Source organism: Echinicola strongylocentroti (assembly GCF_003260975.1).
GTDB lineage: Bacteria > Bacteroidota > Bacteroidia > Cytophagales > Cyclobacteriaceae > Echinicola > Echinicola strongylocentroti.
The window spans coordinates 3167981-3187411 of record NZ_CP030041.1 but is presented as its reverse complement, the minus strand read 5'-3'; the positions used below and the strand labels follow the sequence as shown (position 1 = coordinate 3187411).

At 44.1% G+C, this 19431-nt stretch carries 18 protein-coding genes; 7 read left to right on the top strand and 11 right to left on the bottom strand.

Going from position 1 to position 19431, the window contains the following annotated elements:
• Positions 1-247: 247 nt before the first annotated feature.
• The 8 genes from DN752_RS12380 to rfbC form a co-directional block, all read right to left on the bottom strand.
• Positions 248-1498, bottom strand: a complete 1251-nt coding sequence (locus tag DN752_RS12380) for an aminotransferase class I/II-fold pyridoxal phosphate-dependent enzyme (RefSeq protein ID WP_112784237.1) — start codon at positions 1496-1498, stop codon at positions 248-250.
• 380 nt (positions 1499-1878) lie between these two features.
• A complete protein-coding gene (locus tag DN752_RS12375) occupies positions 1879-2619 on the bottom strand; it encodes a shikimate dehydrogenase family protein (RefSeq protein ID WP_112784236.1) in 741 nt (246 codons plus the stop codon).
• Complete coding sequence (locus DN752_RS12370; RefSeq protein ID WP_112784235.1) at positions 2616-3551, bottom strand: DUF368 domain-containing protein; 936 nt, start codon at positions 3549-3551, stop codon at positions 2616-2618. The genes DN752_RS12375 and DN752_RS12370 overlap by 4 nt, the downstream gene beginning before the upstream one ends.
• 52 nt (positions 3552-3603) lie before the next feature.
• Positions 3604-4374: a phosphosulfolactate synthase gene (locus DN752_RS12365; RefSeq protein WP_112784234.1), complete on the bottom strand. Its 771-nt coding sequence runs from the start codon at positions 4372-4374 to the stop codon at positions 3604-3606.
• Between the two features lie 31 nt (positions 4375-4405).
• Positions 4406-5812 (bottom strand): tetratricopeptide repeat protein, encoded by a 1407-nt coding sequence (locus DN752_RS12360; RefSeq protein WP_112784233.1) that lies wholly within the window; start codon positions 5810-5812, stop codon positions 4406-4408.
• A gap of 123 nt (positions 5813-5935) precedes the next feature.
• Positions 5936-6895, bottom strand: a complete 960-nt coding sequence (locus DN752_RS12355) for an NAD-dependent epimerase/dehydratase family protein (protein WP_112784232.1) — start codon at positions 6893-6895, stop codon at positions 5936-5938.
• On the bottom strand, positions 6892-7635 hold the full coding sequence (locus DN752_RS12350; protein ID WP_112784231.1) for a tyrosine-protein phosphatase: 744 nt from the start codon (positions 7633-7635) through the stop codon (positions 6892-6894). The genes DN752_RS12355 and DN752_RS12350 overlap by 4 nt, the downstream gene beginning before the upstream one ends.
• 1 nt (position 7636) lies before the next feature.
• Positions 7637-8188: a dTDP-4-dehydrorhamnose 3,5-epimerase gene (gene rfbC, locus DN752_RS12345; RefSeq protein WP_112784230.1), complete on the bottom strand. Its 552-nt coding sequence runs from the start codon at positions 8186-8188 to the stop codon at positions 7637-7639.
• 232 nt (positions 8189-8420) lie between these two features.
• On the opposite strand from rfbC, the gene hflX reads away from it, so the two are divergent.
• The 3 genes from hflX (at position 8421) to DN752_RS12330 (ending at position 11256) form a co-directional block, all read left to right on the top strand.
• Positions 8421-9686, top strand: a complete 1266-nt coding sequence (hflX, locus tag DN752_RS12340) for a GTPase HflX (RefSeq protein ID WP_112784229.1) — start codon at positions 8421-8423, stop codon at positions 9684-9686.
• 278 nt (positions 9687-9964) lie between these two features.
• Positions 9965-10651 (top strand): monofunctional biosynthetic peptidoglycan transglycosylase, encoded by a 687-nt coding sequence (gene mtgA, locus DN752_RS12335; RefSeq protein ID WP_112784228.1) that lies wholly within the window; start codon positions 9965-9967, stop codon positions 10649-10651.
• A gap of 92 nt (positions 10652-10743) precedes the next feature.
• Positions 10744-11256 carry an FKBP-type peptidyl-prolyl cis-trans isomerase gene (locus DN752_RS12330; protein ID WP_112784227.1) on the top strand — a complete coding sequence of 171 codons (513 nt, stop codon included), beginning with the start codon at positions 10744-10746 and terminating at the stop codon, positions 11254-11256.
• 71 nt (positions 11257-11327) lie between these two features.
• Here DN752_RS12330 and DN752_RS12325 read toward each other — a convergent pair whose 3' ends face one another.
• Both DN752_RS12325 and DN752_RS12315 read right to left on the bottom strand, forming a co-directional pair.
• Complete coding sequence (locus DN752_RS12325) at positions 11328-11642, bottom strand: hypothetical protein (protein WP_112784226.1); 315 nt, start codon at positions 11640-11642, stop codon at positions 11328-11330.
• 337 nt (positions 11643-11979) lie between these two features.
• Positions 11980-12408, bottom strand: a complete 429-nt coding sequence (locus DN752_RS12315) for a carboxypeptidase-like regulatory domain-containing protein (protein WP_112784224.1) — start codon at positions 12406-12408, stop codon at positions 11980-11982.
• Positions 12409-13619: 1211 nt separating this feature from the next.
• On the opposite strand from DN752_RS12315, the gene DN752_RS12310 reads away from it, so the two are divergent.
• From DN752_RS12310 to DN752_RS12295, 4 genes are all read left to right on the top strand, one after another.
• Positions 13620-14951 carry a Gfo/Idh/MocA family protein gene (locus DN752_RS12310; protein ID WP_112784223.1) on the top strand — a complete coding sequence of 444 codons (1332 nt, stop codon included), beginning with the start codon at positions 13620-13622 and terminating at the stop codon, positions 14949-14951.
• 178 nt (positions 14952-15129) lie between these two features.
• Positions 15130-16719: an ATP-dependent DNA helicase gene (locus DN752_RS12305; protein ID WP_112784222.1), complete on the top strand. Its 1590-nt coding sequence runs from the start codon at positions 15130-15132 to the stop codon at positions 16717-16719.
• A 37-nt stretch (positions 16720-16756) separates the two neighbouring features.
• Positions 16757-17440 (top strand): SGNH/GDSL hydrolase family protein, encoded by a 684-nt coding sequence (locus DN752_RS12300; RefSeq protein WP_162633205.1) that lies wholly within the window; start codon positions 16757-16759, stop codon positions 17438-17440.
• 309 nt (positions 17441-17749) lie between these two features.
• Positions 17750-18286 carry a hypothetical protein gene (locus DN752_RS12295; RefSeq protein ID WP_112784220.1) on the top strand — a complete coding sequence of 179 codons (537 nt, stop codon included), beginning with the start codon at positions 17750-17752 and terminating at the stop codon, positions 18284-18286.
• A 42-nt stretch (positions 18287-18328) separates the two neighbouring features.
• Here the strand turns inward: DN752_RS12295 and DN752_RS12290 are convergent, their stop codons facing one another.
• Positions 18329-19390: an META domain-containing protein gene (locus DN752_RS12290; protein ID WP_112784219.1), complete on the bottom strand. Its 1062-nt coding sequence runs from the start codon at positions 19388-19390 to the stop codon at positions 18329-18331.
• Positions 19391-19431 lie beyond the last annotated feature (41 nt).

The following is a 19431-nucleotide window of genomic DNA, read 5'->3' as shown; positions in this document are numbered from 1 at the left end:
GGACAGGTGATTACGATCCCTAATGCATAAATCGGGTTGAAATGGTAAGATTTGAGGATTGTAATATTTGAATAGGGCCATCCGCTACGGCGGATGGCTTTTTTTGTTTTTGGATGCTTCGGACAGTCCTGTATCCTGCGGAAGCATCCGCAGGATACAAAATATACCATACCACTGGCTCCTCACCACACATGGTTTCAATAGCTCCCCTAACTTATGTGATGGCAGTTGTTGATACTGCTATTGGTCAGCCTTTACTTACCAATTCGCCTTCCAAGTCCATCAGGAAGCTGTCCAAGATACCCTGTCTTACGTGGTGCATGACCACTATTTTGTACCATTTTGGCTTATGTTCATAGCTGTCTGCCACGAGATTATACTTCTTGGCTATTCTTGGTGAGACAAATTCCGACTTGATGGTAATGATGTTCAGGTGCGGGTTTCGGAAGTATTTTACCCCCATCCGGTCCAGTCTGGTACAGATCGTTTCGGTACGGTCACAGAGCGAGGCCATTTTATATTTCCACCCTTCGGAACCGTGGATTTTTAGGATCATCCACATGGATACGGCGTTGGCTCCGGACCTGGATCCGCACAGTGTATAGTCCTTCCCGGGGATGTATTGTGCCTCTTCGGTACAAACATGGTGGATATAGCCTTTTCTGATCAAAAACAGCCCTGTGCCATAAGGCGTTTGGAGCATTTTATGGCCATCACTGGTAAATGAGGTGATGTAGGGGTTCTTAAATGTGTAGGCACTTTCTTCATGCGTAAAGGGATAGATAAACCCTCCATAGGCCGCGTCCACGTGAATTCTGAAAGTCACATTGGCCGTGGTAAAGAAGTCGCCCAAGCGGTCCACATCATCCACAGAGCCAAACATGGTCGTGGAGAGGTTGGCAATGACGATGAAGTAATTAATACCTTTTTCTTTAGCCTCAGCGATACTGTGCTCCAGGGATTCTTGGGTAATCTGGCGTGTTTCTTCATCCACCTCCAGGATGATATTATGGAGGTTGAGCAGGTTGGCGCCCTTGGGCATCGAATAGTGCGAATCGCTGGAATATACCACGGCGATTTCTTCTGTCTTGGCACCGAATGCTGCCTGGAAGAAATTACGGTAGACCCACATGGCCTGAATATTAGCTTCCGTGCCACCTGTGGCCACATAGCCGTCCTGCTGACCTTTTTCTCCGGCAAAGACTTCCTCAGCCACCAAGTTAATCAGCTCTCTCTCGATTTTTTGAGTGCCCTCAAAAAGGTCAAGAACGGATTCCTCACTCAAGGTGTGGATTCCGATATGGTTGGGGTTTTGGACCATGACCGACATGAAGGGTGCGTCTTTCAGGAATGGCGCATCATGGTAGAATTCTGTCGTGTCCAAATACGTTCCCGGCACGCCGAGCGCGGGGTTTTCTCCTCTATAATTATGATTTTTATCTAATGCCTCAAATACGGCTTTCTTTACTTCTTCGTGTGATAATTTTTTCCAGAACATGGTTTTTGTTGTTGTAATGTTTGAAAGGTTTTAATGTTACTAGGTAGTTGTTGACGGCTAGGATGCCATGGGGTGTCACGGTCTCCAAGCCACCTTTTTCACTAGACAGTCACGGAACGAAGCTTTGGCAAAGAAACGAATAGCCGGAAAGCACTGACTTCATATCCAAATGGACACACGTCAGTAGGCATTACACCTTGTTCGTTCCAATTGCTGTGGTCGCTAATCCTCGGTTACCTGTCTGGTGCCAAGCACGTCTGCTTTGATGCATTTCTACCGCTCTCCTACCCCTAAAGGAGCATTCTTATGCGCTGACATCCACGCCGCGGCGTGGACAGAGGGGGAACGAAAGGGAGCGTCAATCAACGTGTGACTTAACACTAGTTCCAAATCTTCCAAGCAGCTTCTGCCTGAAGTTGGAGCATTTCCAAACCATTTTTTACTACCGCACCGCGGGCTTCAAGGGACCGCATTAAGAAGGTTTTTTCTGGATTGTAAACTAAGTCATACACCTTGTGTTCTCTGCCGATTTGGCCTACTGGGATAGCGGGCATTTCTTCGGTATTGGGAAAAGTCCCCACTGGGGTGGTGTTGACGATCAAAAAATATTCTTGAAGGTATTTTTCATTTTGGATAAGGTCATCATAGCTGATCATCCCTTTTTGCCCATTGGCATTTCGGGACACCATAAGATAAGGCATATCGAGGCCTTCAAGGGCCTGTTTTATGGCTTTAGATGCTCCTCCAGTGCCTAAGACCAAGGTTTTTGGCCGCTTGCCATGCAGCCAAGCATCCAAGGATTCTTTGAAGCCGATATAGTCGGTATTGTATCCGATGAGCTTATTATCTTTGATTTTGATGCAATTAACGGCACCGATGGCCTTACAGCCCGGCTCCAGTTCATCAAGATAAGGGATGACCTGTTCTTTATAAGGAATGGTGACATTGATACCTTCCAGCTCCGGGTTGTTTTTGATCAGGTCCGGAAATTTGCCGATGGCATCAATTTCATATAAGTCGTACTGACAGTCATGAATACCTTCACGCTCAAATTTCTCCGCGAAGTATTTCCCGGAGAAAGAGTGCTTTAAAGGATAACCGATTAGTCCGAATTTTCTCATCTCTTTTTTAAATAAAACGCCATTCTCTCCAATCCTATCACCAGTAGAATGCCAAACAGAAACGCCAAGAGTCCAATAAAGAACTTCGGCTCACTACCGGTCTCTGCCAGATAATGATTGGGCAGTAGGTTTTCGGTAATGAAGGGCTTTTGCTCTCCGCTGCTGGAAATCCTAAAGCTGACTACTTTTTTCCATGGCCAGATTTTATTGATCGATCCCAACATAAAGCCTGAAAGCACCGCAATGGTCACTGCGTGGTGGTTTTTCAGCAGCCAACTGATCAGCCTTGAGAAAGACAACAGTCCGACCAAGCACCCCACTGCAAATACTCCCAAGGTAAGAAAGTCCTTTTCGGTAACTGCCATAAGGATGGCTTCGTACTTACCTAATATTAACAACAAAAAGCTGCCAGAAATTCCCGGAAGGATCATCGCACATATCGCAATAGCTCCAGAGATAAAGGTAAAGTACAGGGAATTGGGAGACTCCACGGGGTTCAGCCCTGTCACCCAATAAGCCAATACTGCTCCTACAGGAATGGCCAAAGCGACCATTAAGTTCCATCTTTTAATATCCCGCAAAATCAGCACTGAACTGATAATGATCAATCCACAAAAGAATGACCACAAGGGGATGGGATGTACCTCCATCAAGTAGGTAATCAGCTTTGAGAGCGTAAAGATACTGGTAAATATCCCCAAGAACAACGCAACCAAAAAACTACCATTGATGTGTTTCCATAAGGCGCTCAGCTTAAACCGGCCCAGGAGTTTCAGCGCTTCTAAGTCGATAGACTTAATGCTGTCCAGCAATGTTTCGTAAATGCCGGTAATCAGGGCGATGGTCCCACCGGAAACTCCCGGTACAATGTCCGCCGCACCCATGCCCATTCCTTTTAGGAATGTTAGAAGGTGAATTTTGGTGTGTCTCATGTAGCAATCAAAAGAAAGCGACTGTAGTAAACCACAGCCGCCTAAATATGTTTTATACGTTGGCCATATTGAGGAAATGGTCAAAAGTATCTCCTCTAAGCCCCAGTCTAATTGTCTCTAATGGAATCACTTCATTGGGGGCAATGTTTCCCAGGTTCACATTGGCACCGAGTAGTTTGATAAACCACACTTGTTGCGCTTTTTGGGGTGCTTCCCACAGGATTTTTTCTTCTGGAATCTTGGTAAGGATCTCTTCCACCAACCCTTGTCTCACTTCGCCAGAATCACGGAAAAGCCCCACATTTCCCGCTTCTCGGGATTCTCCGATCACCTTCCAAGCCCCAGCATCCAGCTCTTGCTGCATCTGCTCTATCCATTTGTAGGGAGGGATAATTTTAGCGGCATCTTTGGAGCCCACCTCAGAAAGCACCGTGACATCTTTTGCAAGTGTGTGGATGTATTCACATTTCTTATCGTGATCAAGTGTAATGGAGCCATCAGAAACTTCTGCATAGGCAAGGTCAAACTTGTCCAAAACTCTTCGATAGTCTTCAAACTGCCCTCTGATCACAAATGCTTCGAATAACGTACCACCCAAATAGACTGGTATCCCCGCATCTTTATAGATCTGTAATTTCTGGCTAAGGTTTTTGGTGACATAGGAAGTAGCCCATCCCAATTTCACAATATCCACATAATCTTCGCAGGCATCGATAAAGTCTTCTACTTCTCTAAGGCTAAGACCCTTGTCCATGGCCATGGTATATCCTGTAGTTCGTGGTTTTTCAGTACGTACGGGTACGTTCTTCAGCACGTAATTCATTCTCTAAAATTTTAGGTAAATAGTACTCGGCTTATAATCCTTCTTTGTATTGAGCGATGATCTTGTATATGGCCTTTTGATGCTTTACTTCTGGCATCAGCTCATATAGAATCTCGTGTCGTTCAAAATCCAAAGTTAATGCATTTTCTAAATATGAAAAGGCTTCCTTGTATTTACCTGTCTTAATGAGATAAACTACGAGTCGATAATAGAGTTCTGCGTCTTCTGGCAGCTCGTCGATTCCTTCCTTAAGTACATCGATGGCTTCCTCAAAACGGTTTTGATCAAAATAAATAATGGAAAGGTTCACGTAGGTCTCCATCAGGCCGGGTTCCAGGTTGATAGCTTCTTCATACGCTTCCGAACTGGCCTGTAGATTTCCAAGGTGATATTCTGCATCAGCCAGCCCAACCCAGTAGTTGGCATTGACACTGGAGAGCTTCAGGGCTTTTTTAAAATAGTGTATTGCTTCAAAAAATTTATCTTTTTTTAACATACACATCCCCAAGCCGAACCAAGCATCATCGTATTCGGGGTCCATTTTTGCAGACTTCTTAAAATACGTAAAGGCTTTGTCCATCTGATCCAGCTTCTCAAATGCCGCAGCGAGGTAACAGCAGTTTTCCGAATTGGCTCCTTCACTGTCAATGGTATTCAAGTAAGCTTCTGTTGCCTTTTCGTATTGCTGGGTATTCATCAAGGCATTGCCCATGTTAAAATAAGCAGAAGCAAAGCTATCATTGATGATCAACGCATAATCGTAAGCATTGATCGCTTCCTCAAATCGCCCGAGACGGTTGTATACGACGCCTAGATTGTACCAGGCCTCTGCGCTGTAGGGATCTTGGTCGATGAACTCTTGATAAAATTCCAGGATTTCATCAAATGAGCCTTCCTCTTCCGTAATCATCGCCAGCTGAAACAGGGCGTCTTCGTGGTTGATTTTTAGTTTTACTGCATCTTTATAATGGGAGATGGCTTTTTCTGTATTGTTCTCCGCACGATAGAAGTTGCCAAGAGAATAATATATCTCTGCCTTATCTTCGGCCATGGGAAGAAAATCCTCCAGTAGCTGAATAGCCTCCTTTACACTGCCATTCAGCAGCAGGCCGTTCGAAAGTGCCAGAATAATCTCCTCATTGTTTGGCGAGAGGTTATTGATATTTTCCAGCACTTCTAGGCCTTCTTCCAGCTCATCATTGAAAATAAGGCATTGGCCGTACATCAACTTGATTTCTATGGAAAACGGAAACCGCTCCAGGGCAATTTTACTTGCCTTTAGGGACTTTTTAAACTTCTGCGTGTCAAAATAGTACCGGATGATATCCTCCAACTCTTCTTCATCAAAGAAAAGATCCAAGTTGGCTTTTAGGGAATTTTCAAACCGCTCTATCAATGCCCGTTCTTCTTCCCTGTTGTGATCAAAATCTCCAGTCATATGTGTCGGGTTGAATTTACATTTTAAGATACCAAATTAATCGGTAGCTTAACTACCTAAACTAAATTATTTTTAGGCCTATTAAGTAATGTTTACAATTGTTTTGGGGTTAACGAAAAACCACTATTTTTTGTTCATTGCCCATTGAAAGGTTTCTTTTAATGAGCGGTATTCATAGTGAATAGCATCGCTAACCTTCTGGTTGTCAAAGGAAATAGGGCGCTGGGCGATCATGGCTGTTTGCCTATTGAGTAGGGGTTTTGCACCAAAAATTTGCTTGATTTGGCTCCATGTAGTGGCCAAGCTGATCATCATTCCTCCCACAGCGAATTTGGGGGCATTTTTTCCCATTTGCTTGGCCATGGCCGCAAAGAAAGATTGATACGGCAAACTCCCTTTACTGAGAATAAAGCGTTCTTCCCAGTGATCGTTCAGGTAGAGTTGGTAGGTAATGCTGGCAGCATCCCTGATATCGATGAAGTTAATGTCTCCTTTGGGGTAAAACCGATGGCCCTCACTCACGTACCGATAGATCTGCGCACTGCTGCGCGTCTCCGACTCACGGGCAAGCAGCACTGCGGGATTGACCACTAGGGCTTTCAGGCCTTCCTGCACCCCCCGCCACACTTCCAGTTCACCGAGGTATTTAGAAATCGCATACGGTGTATTCCACGGGGAGTCCACCCATTTGTGGTTTTCGTCGACAATGCGCTGGTCAGGAGTACGGCCCAAAGCAGCTACGGAGCTGACATGCACCAATCGCTTGACGCCAAGCTCTAACATGACATTGACTACATTGGTGGTGCCTTCATAGTTTACTTTGAGCAGCTGGCTTTTATCTTTTTGGGAAAAAGAAACCAACCCTGCTGCATGAACGATCAGGTCCATGCCCTTAAAGGCCATTTGAAGAGACTGATAATCATTGATATCACCTTCATGCCATATTACCTGTTCGGAAAATCCCCCCAATAGGTCAGTGGAACTATGAGGTCTTTTGAGCCCATGAATCTCTCCCATGACACTAAATTCCCGCGCCAGATAACTGCCAAAAAGGCCGGTTATACCAGTAATCAATATTTTCATAATAGGGAATTCATGAATTTTGATTCCTTCAGCTTTTGATAGCTTTTGGAAGCAGTAATGCTTTCGAGGGAGTCCAGGTAACGGTTATTGTGACAGTCCGTTCCCACAAAACGCACCAACCGCCTTTCGAGCAGTTTTTCGGCCAATACTTTTACAGGCTTGGAATAATAACCAGTAAAGGACAATAAATTGACCTGGAAGGTAACGGACTTTTCGATCAATGACTCGAGCATATCGGGATCTTGGTGCAGGTAAAGGTACCGCTCAGGATGGGCCAAAATCGGCTTATAACCTTTGGTCTCTAACGCAAAAAAGGTTTCTTGGAGCATGCGGGGTTTGTTCATAAACCCTGTTTCTACCAAAATATAATTATCACCAAAAGTAAGCAGAGGTTCATCCTTCTCCAGTTTTTCTACAAACACCTCATCCAAATAGTATTCGGCCGCGGCCTCCACATCCATCTTCACCCCTTCTTTATCCAAGCCCTCATGTAGCCTTGTGAGCCCCTCAGAAATGATCTCAGGAGTGTTTTTATAAAACTCGGTCATCACATGCGGCGTGGTGATCAGCTTTCGTAATCCATAGGATTCCAGTCTTTTGATGAGCGCTATGGATTCCTTCAAGGACTGGGACCCATCATCGATCCCCGGAATCAAGTGGGAGTGCATGTCCACTTCCATCCATTTTAGACAAAGCGGTTCTGCTTTCTTTGTACTTTTGAAAAGATCCAATAAGCCCATCTTACAATCCTCCTCCTGTTTGCTGCTTAAATTCTTCCAATGAAGGCAACGCTAAATCCTTATCTGATAGGATAGGTGATCCTACTTTCCAGTCAATATCCAACTGCTTATCATCCCAGATAATGCCCCCTTCACTGGCTTTGTTATAAAAATTGGAGCACTTATAAGAAAATACAGCGTCCTCCAACACAGAAAATCCATGGGCAAATCCTTCCGGTACGTACAGCATATTGTGCTGGGCACTGTCCAGGATCACTCCATGACTTTGCCCAAAGGTAGGAGAATCCTTTCTCAAATCAACACACACATCATAAACTTTGCCCGTGACCACCCTTACCAGCTTAGCTTGGGCATGAGGAGCATGCTGAAAATGAAGCCCCCTCACTGTACCCGCAATAGAAAACGACTGATTGTCCTGAACCCAACGGGTGTTAATGCCCTTTTCTGCCAGTAAATCTTCCCGGTACGTTTCCAGAAAATACCCTCTGGCATCATTGAAAACTTTCGGATACAATTCGAAAACATCTTGGATAGGCGTGCTACGTATTTCCATTTATTTTTAATCAATTTGTAAAAACAAGCAGTAAATTTCTATTCTTTCTGCTTAGTAGACTAATTTTGAAGTAATAATTTTCAAATTTACTGAATGAAAACACCAGTAACGGTGTTAATAACATCCTGACCATAATAGCGTTAAACCATTAAGAACGGTATATACTTCAGTAAATTACATCAAACACAGTATTATCAACGATTAATTTAACATCTGATCAGCAATATCCTGAATGAGTAAATATACAAGAAAATTAAAAAAACTGATAGAAACGGCTCCCGTGGAGGAAACGGCCGTATTGGTAGCCTTGATCAAACAAAACCAACCGGAATCGGAGGTGGAAGAGCACTTGGATGAATTGGCCTTCCTGACCGAGACTTTGGGAGCCAAGGAGGTTTACCGCTTTACACAGCGCTTGGACAAACCCGATGTAAGGAGCTTTGTGGGCTCAGGAAAACTCGAGGAGATCCAAGCCTATATCAAGCATTTTGAAGTGGACATGGTGATTTTTGACGATGACCTTTCCCCTTCCCAGATGAGAAACCTTGAAAATGAGCTGAAGGTACAAGTGTATGACCGCTCCTTATTGATCCTGGATATTTTCCTTAACAGGGCCCAGACTGCCCAAGCCAAAACACAAGTAGAACTTGCCCGATTTCAGTACCTGCTCCCCAGGTTGACCAGGATGTGGACCCACTTGGAGCGACAGCGCGGTGGAACAGCCACTAGGGGCGGTGCCGGTGAGAAAGAAATCGAGACGGATAAACGGATCATTCGGAATCAAATCACCCTGCTCAAGGAAAAACTGCGAAAGATCGAAAAACAAGGAGAAACCCAGCGCAAAGGAAGAAAGGGTATCGTACGGGTGGCTTTGGTCGGCTATACCAACGTGGGAAAAAGCACCCTGATGAACTTGGTAACCAAGTCCGATGTACTGGCTGAAAACAAGCTCTTTGCGACGGTGGACTCTACCGTAAGAAAAGTGGTACTGGAGAATATACCTTTTCTACTTTCGGACACTGTGGGCTTCATCCGAAAGCTACCCACGCACCTGATCGAGTCCTTTAAATCTACCTTGATGGAAATCAAGGAGGCTGATCTACTCGTGCATGTGGTGGACATCTCCCACCCAGGTTTTGAAGATCATATTGCCGTGGTCAACCAAACACTGAATGAACTTGGTGCCGGAGATAAACCTGTCCTATTGGTCTTTAATAAAATCGACTTAGTTCCTGAAATGCCCTCCGAAGAAGCTCTCATGAACATGACTGAGCTGGAAGTAGAAGAAGCCAATTACTTGGATCTCGACAACCTGAAAAAGGTCTACACCAAAAAGATGGGCATCGAACCGGTATTTATGGCAGCCCAAGACGGTACCCATATTGGGCAATTTAGAAAATCACTGATCGATCAGGTAAAAAAACAACACAAGAAAATTTACCCCCATTACCTGGAATCAGAGACTTACGATCTTTCCCAGTTTGATGACATGGAATAACCGATTGGGAAATTTCCAACTAGGTATATTGTAAGGTATCTACTGCCACACGACTGTGCAAGCCCCAGGCATCATTTGCCTTCCTTACATTTTCCTCCTGTCCCGACATCCGTCAGGACAGGCTACTGCTATTCCTATTACATAAACGGAGCTAAAAAAAGAGGCCTTGTTTGACTTTACGAAATAAATCACCGCAGGCAACTATCCTCTTTACTGTTTTACTCCCTTGACGGCTCAAAAAATTGGTGTAATTTGTGGGGCAATTGCAGTACCTACCTATGAGAAAATTTTGGCGTTTTATTGGCAAACTTGTGCTTTGGTTCTTCATGCTTAGCATTGGGATGACCTTGGTCTACAAGTTTGTCCCTGTGTACATCACCCCACTTATGGTAATCAGGATGATAGACCAAGCCTCGGACGATCAACGAAAAATAAAACTAAAAAAAGACTGGGTTCCTATGGATAAAATATCCAAGCACATGGCACAGGCCGTGGTTGCTTCCGAAGATCAAAAATTCATGGACCATTTTGGTTTTGATATGGAAGCCATCAATAAAGCCTTAGAGGAAAACCAGTCCGGAGGACGTATTCGTGGGGGAAGCACCATCTCCAACCAAACTGCCAAAAACGTCTTTCTCTGGCCAGGAAGAAATTATCTACGCAAAGGACTGGAGGCCTATTTTACCCTGCTCATAGAACTACTTTGGTCAAAAGAACGGATCATGGAAGTATACCTCAACATCATCGAAACAGGAGATGGCATCTATGGCGTAGAAGCTGCTGCCCAGGCATTTTATCATAAACCTGCCGTAGATCTCACACGTCAGGAGGCAGCCATGATAGCTGCAGTACTCCCCAACCCATTGCGCTGGTCTCCCTCCAAGCCCACCGCATATAACTACCAACGTCAATCCTGGATCCTAAAAAACATGAACAACCTCCATCCTGTAGGCCTTGGAAAATAGGTCTTTCTGCTAGAGAAAGGAAAGGCATTCGATAATGGTGTTAAAATCGGGTTAAAAAAGAATTGATATTTTCAGTAAACTATTTATCTATCATGATCGCAGAAAAAAATAAAGTAATCAGTGTCGCCTACGAACTCCATATAGACGATGGGGAAAATGGTAAGGAATTTAAAGAAAAGGTGACCAAAGAACAGGCCTTTGCTTTCTTGTTTGGTGCAGGAAACACTTTACCGGCCCTAGAAGAAGCAATCGCTGGCAAAAAGCCTGGAGATACGTTTGAAGTATATATTGACTATGAAAGTGCCTATGGCGACTATGACGAAAGCAAAGTCACCATAGTTCCAAAATCCAACTTCAAGGAGGAGGGCAAGAAAAACAAGGAGATGCTGAAAGTGGGAAGGGTAATAGCGATGCAAGATGATCAAGGAAACAGACTCCGTGGCGAAATCCTAAAAGTCGATTACAAAGGTGTTCATATGGACTTTAATTCTCCATTGGCCGGCTATGATCTGTACTTTGAAGGGGAAATCATCGATATCCGAGATGCTGATCCAGAAGAAATAGACCACGGTCATGTCCACGGTCCCGGAGGGCATCAGCATTAACGTGTTCTTTTTTGCCAAGTGCCTATGATATGTGCTATCATAGGCACTTGGCCCTCCTCCTTTACCTTCCGTTATGAGGGGGACTTTGGGGTAAATGTAGCTACTTCACTGTTAACGACTTCCCGGAGGTACCTGAGCACAAAAAATGCCGCCACACATGCTACGAAAAGGACTAAGAACACCACTCCGGCCAACAACATTTCCCCAGCATGAACCTTCACAGGCTCATCCACCATTTCCAGCAGCATATTGACCATAGCATGGCCATTAAAAGCCATTATGCTCAGCCAAAGGAAAAGTCCTCCAAACAGCGCCGCAGCCACCTGTAGGACACGTACGATAATCTGTGACAGCTCTATGGCCGGATCGTGAATTGAAGATGTCATTAGCGTATTCTTTTATCAATGGTTCAAAATATCAAAACATAATGCCTTAACCTGTACAGTTCGTTCATTATAAACGCTTTCTATTCGCCATTATATTGTGCAGAAAATACATTTTTCAAGGCTTATACTCCATCTTTAACGAATCTGACTCCAAGGGGTTTTTCCATAGAGGCCGAGTTTGGCCACTATCCACTGGATCCGAAGACAGGTTGGGCGGTTGGCTTTTGCCTCCCATCAATCGTTTGAACGCCGAAATTAGTCCAACTGAAGGATTATTGGAAAACAACGTGACCCCTCCATTAGTGTTGACGTTTTTTAGCAGCATATTATAGGAAGACTAATCATGATAGTAAGAAAGATCCTTGATCCTCATAATAGTACTGGTGTTACGTTGGAGCCTATTGTACTGTACGGCGTGGTCGGAGGTAGTGTTCAGGATGGCTTCCTTAAAGGCCTGTTCCGAGGGCATCTCGTTTACTTGAAATTCCTCCAGCTCCAACATCCGCTCATCCATTTCTACTATTTCTAATTCCGAAACCCCACCACTAAACACTACATGGACAGGTTTATAAGAGAGGTGAACGAATATCAATTGATCCCCTGCTTTAGCTTTAATGGTAAACTCACCAAGGTCATTGGTAGAAACCCGCTCTATCGAGCTACTGATCCTCACGACAGGAATAGCCTCCTTTGTCAACCTGTCCACCACTTTTCCTGTAACAATCTTTTCCTCCTGTGCCGAAGCAAGAAAGGGTAAAATCATCATTAAGAAGAATACAGTAGAAGTTTTTACCATAATAAAATTACCAATATTTAACGGCAATCTAAAGGATCCGTCGTTATATAAACAGCATTTAATTTTATTTAACACGCTGATTAACACTATTTAATAATTGGCCCAAGTGCTTTGCTAATCTTCTCCCTTAGGGGGACGAGGCATGATAGGCGTATTACATTTATGGTAGTTTCCAGGACATTCGCGAAGTACTGTTCCGGAAGCTGTTTAATGTGGATATTTATTTCGAATGGCATATACCTTATGGAAGGGAAGTTATACCAAAAGCAGGTTAAACCTGGAATCAATGCCGTTTAGTTAAGAAGATTTTCCAATACGGATCGTCCATTGAGAGAGTTATGATTTTAATCCATGGCCTTTTAAAATATGTACAAAATGGATCCGCCTTGCAGGTATTGGGCGTTAAGAAATTAAAAAGCGGGTGGGCAAGAAGGCAGGCTTGTTTGACGAAATACTAGCCAAAAAGAATGTTGGCTGCTAGAAAAGGTTTACCTGGCTTTAGATAAGCCCGCTTGGCTTTAGACAGGAGGAGTTTGCCTGCATGAGGGAAGGTTTTAATTTTAGGCCAATAGATGCACAGCGGCGGGGTTTTTTGGTTACTTTTTTGACCTGAAGCAAAAAAGTGACAAAGGTAAAGAGATGAAAACCATCTTGGAATTTAGCAGAAAAACAATAGAACCAATATTTCCAGGCACATACTAACTAAACGGCATTGAACCCAAATTCCAAGACATCGAAAAAAGTAACGCTAAGTAGCTAACTTATTTGACAACCACATTAGTCACATAGGATAAACCGGGTTAATGAGCTAATTATTTGTCCTTTGGGTCAAAGGAGGAAATTTAACCCGGTTTATGCATTAGGAATCGTGATCGCCTGTCCCGATAGCTATCGGGAAGGTTTGAAACTGCAAGAAAATCAGGCTGTTTGGAGATTGAGGCATCCGCCGCGGCGGATGATGAAATCGAAAACAGCAGCGAAGCGACTGATTTTGAAGTAGGTTCATACCGCAATAGATAGGCTAATGCATATTCCGGGTTTAACCAAGGTGAGGACAAAAGAAATCAATTACTTATACTAACGGATATTAGTTAAGTTATTTTTTTTTGTATCTTGGCCTTATTACTATAAAAGTTAATTAATTGAAATAAAAAATTGCTTTAACATAAAATTATTGTTTCATGAAAAAACGAACATTTCTAAAAAATACGGCTGCTTTGGCAGCGGCCTCCATGCTTCCAGGCTCAGTCTGGTCACTGGCCAAAGGCAATCGCCTTCGTACAGCCCACATAGGTATTTCCAATATGGGCATGGAAGACCTGAAGGCTATTTCCAGCCATGAACTGGTAGATGTAGTGGCACTTTGTGATGTGGACAGCAACGCCCTTGCGGCCGCAAAAGCCATGCACCCCAATGCCAAAACATATGCCGATTACCGCGAAATGTTCAAAGACATGAGTGAGGGAATCGACGCAGTGGTAGTTTCCACTCCGGATCACACCCATGCTCCTGCCTCCATGATGGCCATGGAAAACGGAAAATCTGTTTATTGCCAAAAACCCCTTACCCACCATGTCTCTGAAGCCAGGGCCATGAACAAATTTGCTGCAGAACATAACCTCACCACGCAGATGGGGATCCAGGTGCATTCATTTTATGATTATCAATTGGCCACTCATCTGATCAGAAATGGAATCATCGGTAAGGTGAAGGCCGTACGAGCTTGGTCACCTAAAAACTGGGGCTTTGATGGGCCAGAACCACAAGGATCTGATCCAGTTCCATCTACATTGGATTGGAATCTATGGCTTGGGACTTCTTCCGAACGTCCGTACAAGAAAGGCTATTACCACACAGGTAACTGGAGAAAAGTACTGGATTATGGCTGTGGCACATTAGGAGATATGGGCGTCCATATTTTTGACACACCGTACAACGCCCTGGAGCTCGATGTGCCATTGACCATCAAAAACAAATGCCGTAAGCCTACCGGTTTTGGATTTCCAGAAAACAACGAGGTCACCTATATTTTCCCTGGCACTGCCCATACCACCGATAAGCTAAAATGGGTATGGTACGATGGACCTGGCGCTCCAGAAAAACACAAAGACCTCAAACTGCCAAACGGGGAGGAACTGCCCGCCCAAGGTGCCATGTTTATCGGGGAAGATGGAAGGAGACTGTTATTGCCCCATTTTATGCAGCTCCCCAAGTTAATTGTTGACAACGAGTATCAAGAGCTTGACCTTAGCGGCACCGAGCATCTAGGCCAGCCAGTCAGGGACTATGCAAGTGAGGGCAAGAAGCACTACCACCAGTTTGTGGATGCCTGCCTTGGCAAGGATGAATGCAGTGCGCCGTTTAGCTATGCATCCAAGTTGACCGAAACGATTCTATTGGGCACCCTTGCCGGTCGCTTCCCGAACAAAACCCTGCACTGGGATGCTGAAAATGCCCGTTTTGCAGAAGAAGAGGTAAACGAACTCCTTGATGCGCCGTACAGGGAGTTTTAAACCAGCTTATGTAGTTATAGATTAAGCAGCACCCGAGGCTGTTCCCACGTATGGTCCTCACCAGATCGCCATTGGCACTGAAGTGACGAAAGTATTTGGGGACAGCCTCTTTTTTTGTGTAATGCAGTTATGTTTCAGGATATGAAGTTATTCCGAATTCCAATTCTTAACTTTGAGAATGGCTTTTACCATCAAGGAATACCTTTACCAAGAATTTTCGTCGAGAGGGCTGGACACTGACAATGCGTCTTTTATACATGCACTGGAAGTAGCACTCTTTTCGGATAAGCCGCTGTTTCTTACCGGTAAAGCAGGCACTGGGAAGACGACTTTTTTACATACCCTAAGGAAGCTGAACCAAGATAAAAATATGGCTGTAGTAGCACCTACTGGCGTAGCTGCTATCAATGCCAAGGGCAAAACGATCCATTCTTTCTTTAAGATCGATCCACGACAGCTGTTTTTGCCAGGAGATCCACGGCTGCAGCCCAAGAAAAAAGAGAAAGGGTTCAATATCTTCGAGCAGTTTCAGTACAGAAAGAAACACCGTGACCTGATCAATAGGATGGACATATTGGTCATTGATGAAGTTTCGATGGTACGGGTGGAGTTATTGGATGTTATTGACCAGCTGCTGAGAGTTTATCGCAAGAAGATGCATTTGCCCTTCGGTGGTGTACAGATGGTCTTTATAGGGGATCCTTTCCAGCTACCACCAGTGGTGAGAAATACGGATTGGGAGTACCTGTCCCCACATTATAATTCAAGGTTTTTCTTTAGTTCAAATGCTTTTCAAGCTTTACGGCCATTGCACATAGAGCTTCAAAAAATCTATCGGCAAAAGGATGAACAATTCAAAGCCATTCTTAACCGCATCAGGGAAAGTGAGCATACACCGGCCGATATCCAAGTGCTCAATGCCACCACCAAAAACTACCATTTTGGGCTGCTGGATCAAGAGTATATTTTGATCGGAACGCACAATGCCACCATTTCCGAAATCAACCGCCAAAAGCTAGCAGAACTCAAAAAAGAACCCCGTACCTATCCAGCAGAAATCAAGGACAATTTTCCCCTGAACATGGCTCCTTTTGATCCAGTGGACCTGACGTTAAAAATTGGTGCCCAAGTGATTTTTATGCGGAATAACCCCGATGCGCGCTATTATAACGGTATGATCGGCAAGGTCACTAAGATGAATGATGACGTGATAGAAGTGGAAGACCGAAGGGGGTTTATTTATGAAGTCCATCGGGAGTCGTGGGAAAACATAGAATTTGTCTATAACGAAGAGGAAGAACATTTGGAATCCAAAGTCATCGGTACTTTTATCCAGTTCCCATTAAAGCTTGCATGGGCCATCACCGTGCACAAGAGCCAAGGTCTTACGTTTGATCGGGCGATATTGGACATCAGCAGGTCATTTGAAGCGGGGCAGGCTTATGTCGCCCTCAGCAGGTGTACCACACTCGGTGGGCTGGTGCTCAAGTCCCCTCTTAGAGACCTTAGTGTAAAGGTCAGCCCAGAGAGCCTGAACTTTAGTCGTCAACGGCTCGCCGCCGAACAGATCGAGGAAGAACTTGAGCTGGCCAGGGCCATGCAGCTGCTCAAACATGCTTTCCGTGCCTTCAGAAAAGGTCAATATGAGGTCGCCCAACAGATGTTTGATGAGGTAATGGCGATCCATGATGTCACCACCTACCCAAAATGGCAGCAGTTTTTACGTTTGAAAGAGCCGCTTGAAGATCGATTTTTTTGCAGAAAATGATTTAATTAGCCATTATTTTAACTGACCCCACTTTACTATGTCATTGACGAGGTTTCGTTTACTGTTTTGCTTATTATCCGTCTCTCTTGTGGTGTTCATGAATGCTTGTCACGAGGAGACCCCTAATAAGAAACCTGTCGAACGTGTGCTGGTCATCGGTAACAGCATCACCTACCATCCCTCAGCCCCTGAAATAGGCTGGAACCACGCATGGGGGATGGCAGCCAGTAAGCCAGAAAATGACTTCTTTAGCATATTGGCCAATTCGCTAAAATCTTACCGTGAGGACATCCAGGTTATTCGTCAAAACGTTTATCCTTTTGAGCGGCATTTTGATACATTAAATGTGGAAAAGTATGGCGAATTGAAGGATTTTGGTGCTGATCTTTTGATCGTTAGACTTGGAGAAAATGTCGACACCCAAAAAATTAATGGGGTTAACTTTTCGGAATCTTTGATCCACTTTGTGAACTACTTGAAGGGAAGTCCCGAATCCAAGGTCGTCATCACAACTACCTTTTGGGACAACCCCGTGATGAACGAGCAAATACGATGGGCTGCTGAAAAAGAAGGTTGGGGCTTGGTCGACATAACTTACCTTAGTAAAAACGATGAAAATATGGCCTTGGATGAATATGAAAATAACGGCGTTGCCCGACATCCAAGCGATCAGGGCATGGCCGAAATCGCCAGACTCATCTGGAAAGGTTTGCCATTATAAATTTGCAAAGATTTATAAATTAACCATCGAGCTTATGTTTTTTGCCGAATTTTAGTCTTTTAATGATTATTTTAGCAATATAAGATGTTAACCTAATTTGAATACTGATTAGTTAAGATTGACCTACAGGGTCTCCCCCTGAGCCCTTCGACACTTCGACCAACGCTGTATAGGCTGGCTCAGGATAAACTAAAGCAAAGGGTTAGCGATGGGCCTCGATCCTATCTGCTGGCCGAGCTAGACAGGTCCACACAGTCTGACAATAGCCCTAACTAACGGTATTGATTACAACACTAAAATAAGCACACCATGACACCCAAATTTTCGCTCGTTATTGGCTTCCTCCTTCTATTTGGGAACCAAGTAAATGCCCAGGAAGAAACTAGGGAAACCGAAGATACCGTGTTAAAAAATCGCGTTGTATTTTCACTTGGATACACTTGGATTCCAGCGGCGAATGAACTCAGTGAGACCGAGGCAGACGGAGGCTTTTTTGTGCCTACTGTGGGCTTTGATTATTTTCGCAAGGTACATGAGCGTTGGGAAGTAGGGATTATGTGGGATTGGGAGCTGGATCATTATATGGTAAACGGTGACGAGTTGGAAAGAGAACGTGCCATGCTCTTTGCTTTGGTAGCAAACTACGAGTTAATGGACCATTGGGCGGTCTTTGCCGGCGCAGGCGTAGAATTCGAAAAGCACGAAAATCTGGCAGTGCTAAGAATGGGGACGGAATATGCAGTAGAGATGGGACAAGACTGGGAATTCGTTCCTTCCTTTGCATTAGATATCAAAAAGGGTTATAACACTTGGAGCCTTGCAGTGGGCTTTTGTAAACGTTTCTAGCTCCACCACAAGGCTCCAAGTTATTTATAGTGCTGAATATGATCAGTCTATTTTTCTAAATACCAATACATCATGCTCGTTTTGTAGTGTCAGCTTTAGCCCATTGATCTTAAAGTCATAAGCTTTTCCATTTAGTTTTTGCAGAAACACCTGCTCTTTGTCTAGGTTTGGACAAGCCATCTCAGTAGATACTGTTTGACTAAAAGTTACCTGTTGCTTATCGATGGTAAATTGGCCATTTATTCTGTTGCAGCCACCAAAACCATAAAATCGGCTCTGCATGATATTAAACTCCAAGTTGGGTGATTTTCCTTCTTCGATCAGTGATTGGCCATTGATGCTCTCCAAGGCCCAGATATCATTAAGCCGATAATCCCCTTGGTAATCCCCACATCCAGATAAATCTTGGAAATCACTTTCATCTCCACGTTTGATGCTTACGCGTACCTTGTAGCCAAATTCCTTTCCAGACATGGTGTCTTGGCATTTTGTTCGGAAAATCGTTACGTGAAGGGTTCCTTTTTCTGTTTCAGCTCGATAGCTTACCGCATTGACGTCCTGTGGTCGCACAGGCTTCGGAATAGGCGTAATCAGGGGCTCTCCTTCCATTGGTTTAAAGACCATCTGTTTGTTAAAATCCATTTCTAATGACCAGAATGGCTCATTTCCAGTGGCCCTGAATCCTGTAAAAGACTTTTCCTTTAGTTTCATGGTGAAGTTTTCAGGTGGTGTCCGAGAAAGATGGTAACGTTTTGCCAAAGGGCTATCAACGGGAAGCCCTTCATAATTGAGCATTTGCAAGCTATCCCCTAAAATAGTAAACAGACGCATTCCTTCTTTTTTAGGTTTGTCCAAGGCTACAACAGCTCCCTCTTGTATGGTCAGCTTTCCTGTTTGCTCCATAACTTTTTCACTTCTTTCCTGATAAACCATCTTTTCGGAATAACTGGAATCAGCTTTTATCTGTAATTCATAGCTGATCCCCGGACAGTCAGCACATGGTAAAACAGCATAAAAAGTCCCAGTAGGCAGTACTTCTTTTTCTGTAGTACAGCTGGCAAATATCAATAAAATTAAAAAACTCCCGTAAAGTAAATGTTTCATGGCTATAAATTTTAGTTCTTAAATACCCTTACGCAAAAGAT

Excerpts from the sequence above, each read along its gene's own strand:
- DN752_RS12310 (WP_112784223.1), top strand. The coding sequence starts at position 13,620 with ATGAAAAAACGAACATTTCTAAAAAATACGGCTGCTTTGGCAGCGGCC.
- DN752_RS12375 (WP_112784236.1), bottom strand. The coding sequence starts at position 2,619 with ATGAGAAAATTCGGACTAATCGGTTATCCTTTAAAGCACTCTTTCTCC.
- DN752_RS12325 (WP_112784226.1), bottom strand. The coding sequence starts at position 11,642 with ATGACATCTTCAATTCACGATCCGGCCATAGAGCTGTCACAGATTATC.
- DN752_RS12295 (WP_112784220.1), top strand. The coding sequence starts at position 17,750 with ATGACACCCAAATTTTCGCTCGTTATTGGCTTCCTCCTTCTATTTGGG.
- DN752_RS12365 (WP_112784234.1), bottom strand. The coding sequence starts at position 4,374 with ATGAATTACGTGCTGAAGAACGTACCCGTACGTACTGAAAAACCACGA.
- DN752_RS12315 (WP_112784224.1), bottom strand. The coding sequence starts at position 12,408 with ATGATGATTTTACCCTTTCTTGCTTCGGCACAGGAGGAAAAGATTGTT.
- DN752_RS12330 (WP_112784227.1), top strand. The coding sequence starts at position 10,744 with ATGATCGCAGAAAAAAATAAAGTAATCAGTGTCGCCTACGAACTCCAT.
- DN752_RS12380 (WP_112784237.1), bottom strand. The coding sequence starts at position 1,498 with ATGTTCTGGAAAAAATTATCACACGAAGAAGTAAAGAAAGCCGTATTT.
- DN752_RS12305 (WP_112784222.1), top strand. The coding sequence starts at position 15,130 with ATGGCTTTTACCATCAAGGAATACCTTTACCAAGAATTTTCGTCGAGA.
- rfbC (WP_112784230.1), bottom strand. The coding sequence starts at position 8,188 with ATGGAAATACGTAGCACGCCTATCCAAGATGTTTTCGAATTGTATCCG.
- DN752_RS12370 (WP_112784235.1), bottom strand. The coding sequence starts at position 3,551 with ATGAGACACACCAAAATTCACCTTCTAACATTCCTAAAAGGAATGGGC.
- DN752_RS12355 (WP_112784232.1), bottom strand. The coding sequence starts at position 6,895 with ATGAAAATATTGATTACTGGTATAACCGGCCTTTTTGGCAGTTATCTG.
- DN752_RS12360 (WP_112784233.1), bottom strand. The coding sequence starts at position 5,812 with ATGACTGGAGATTTTGATCACAACAGGGAAGAAGAACGGGCATTGATA.
- DN752_RS12300 (WP_162633205.1), top strand. The coding sequence starts at position 16,757 with ATGTCATTGACGAGGTTTCGTTTACTGTTTTGCTTATTATCCGTCTCT.
- hflX (WP_112784229.1), top strand. The coding sequence starts at position 8,421 with ATGAGTAAATATACAAGAAAATTAAAAAAACTGATAGAAACGGCTCCC.
- mtgA (WP_112784228.1), top strand. The coding sequence starts at position 9,965 with ATGAGAAAATTTTGGCGTTTTATTGGCAAACTTGTGCTTTGGTTCTTC.
- DN752_RS12350 (WP_112784231.1), bottom strand. The coding sequence starts at position 7,635 with ATGGGCTTATTGGATCTTTTCAAAAGTACAAAGAAAGCAGAACCGCTT.
- DN752_RS12290 (WP_112784219.1), bottom strand. The coding sequence starts at position 19,390 with ATGAAACATTTACTTTACGGGAGTTTTTTAATTTTATTGATATTTGCC.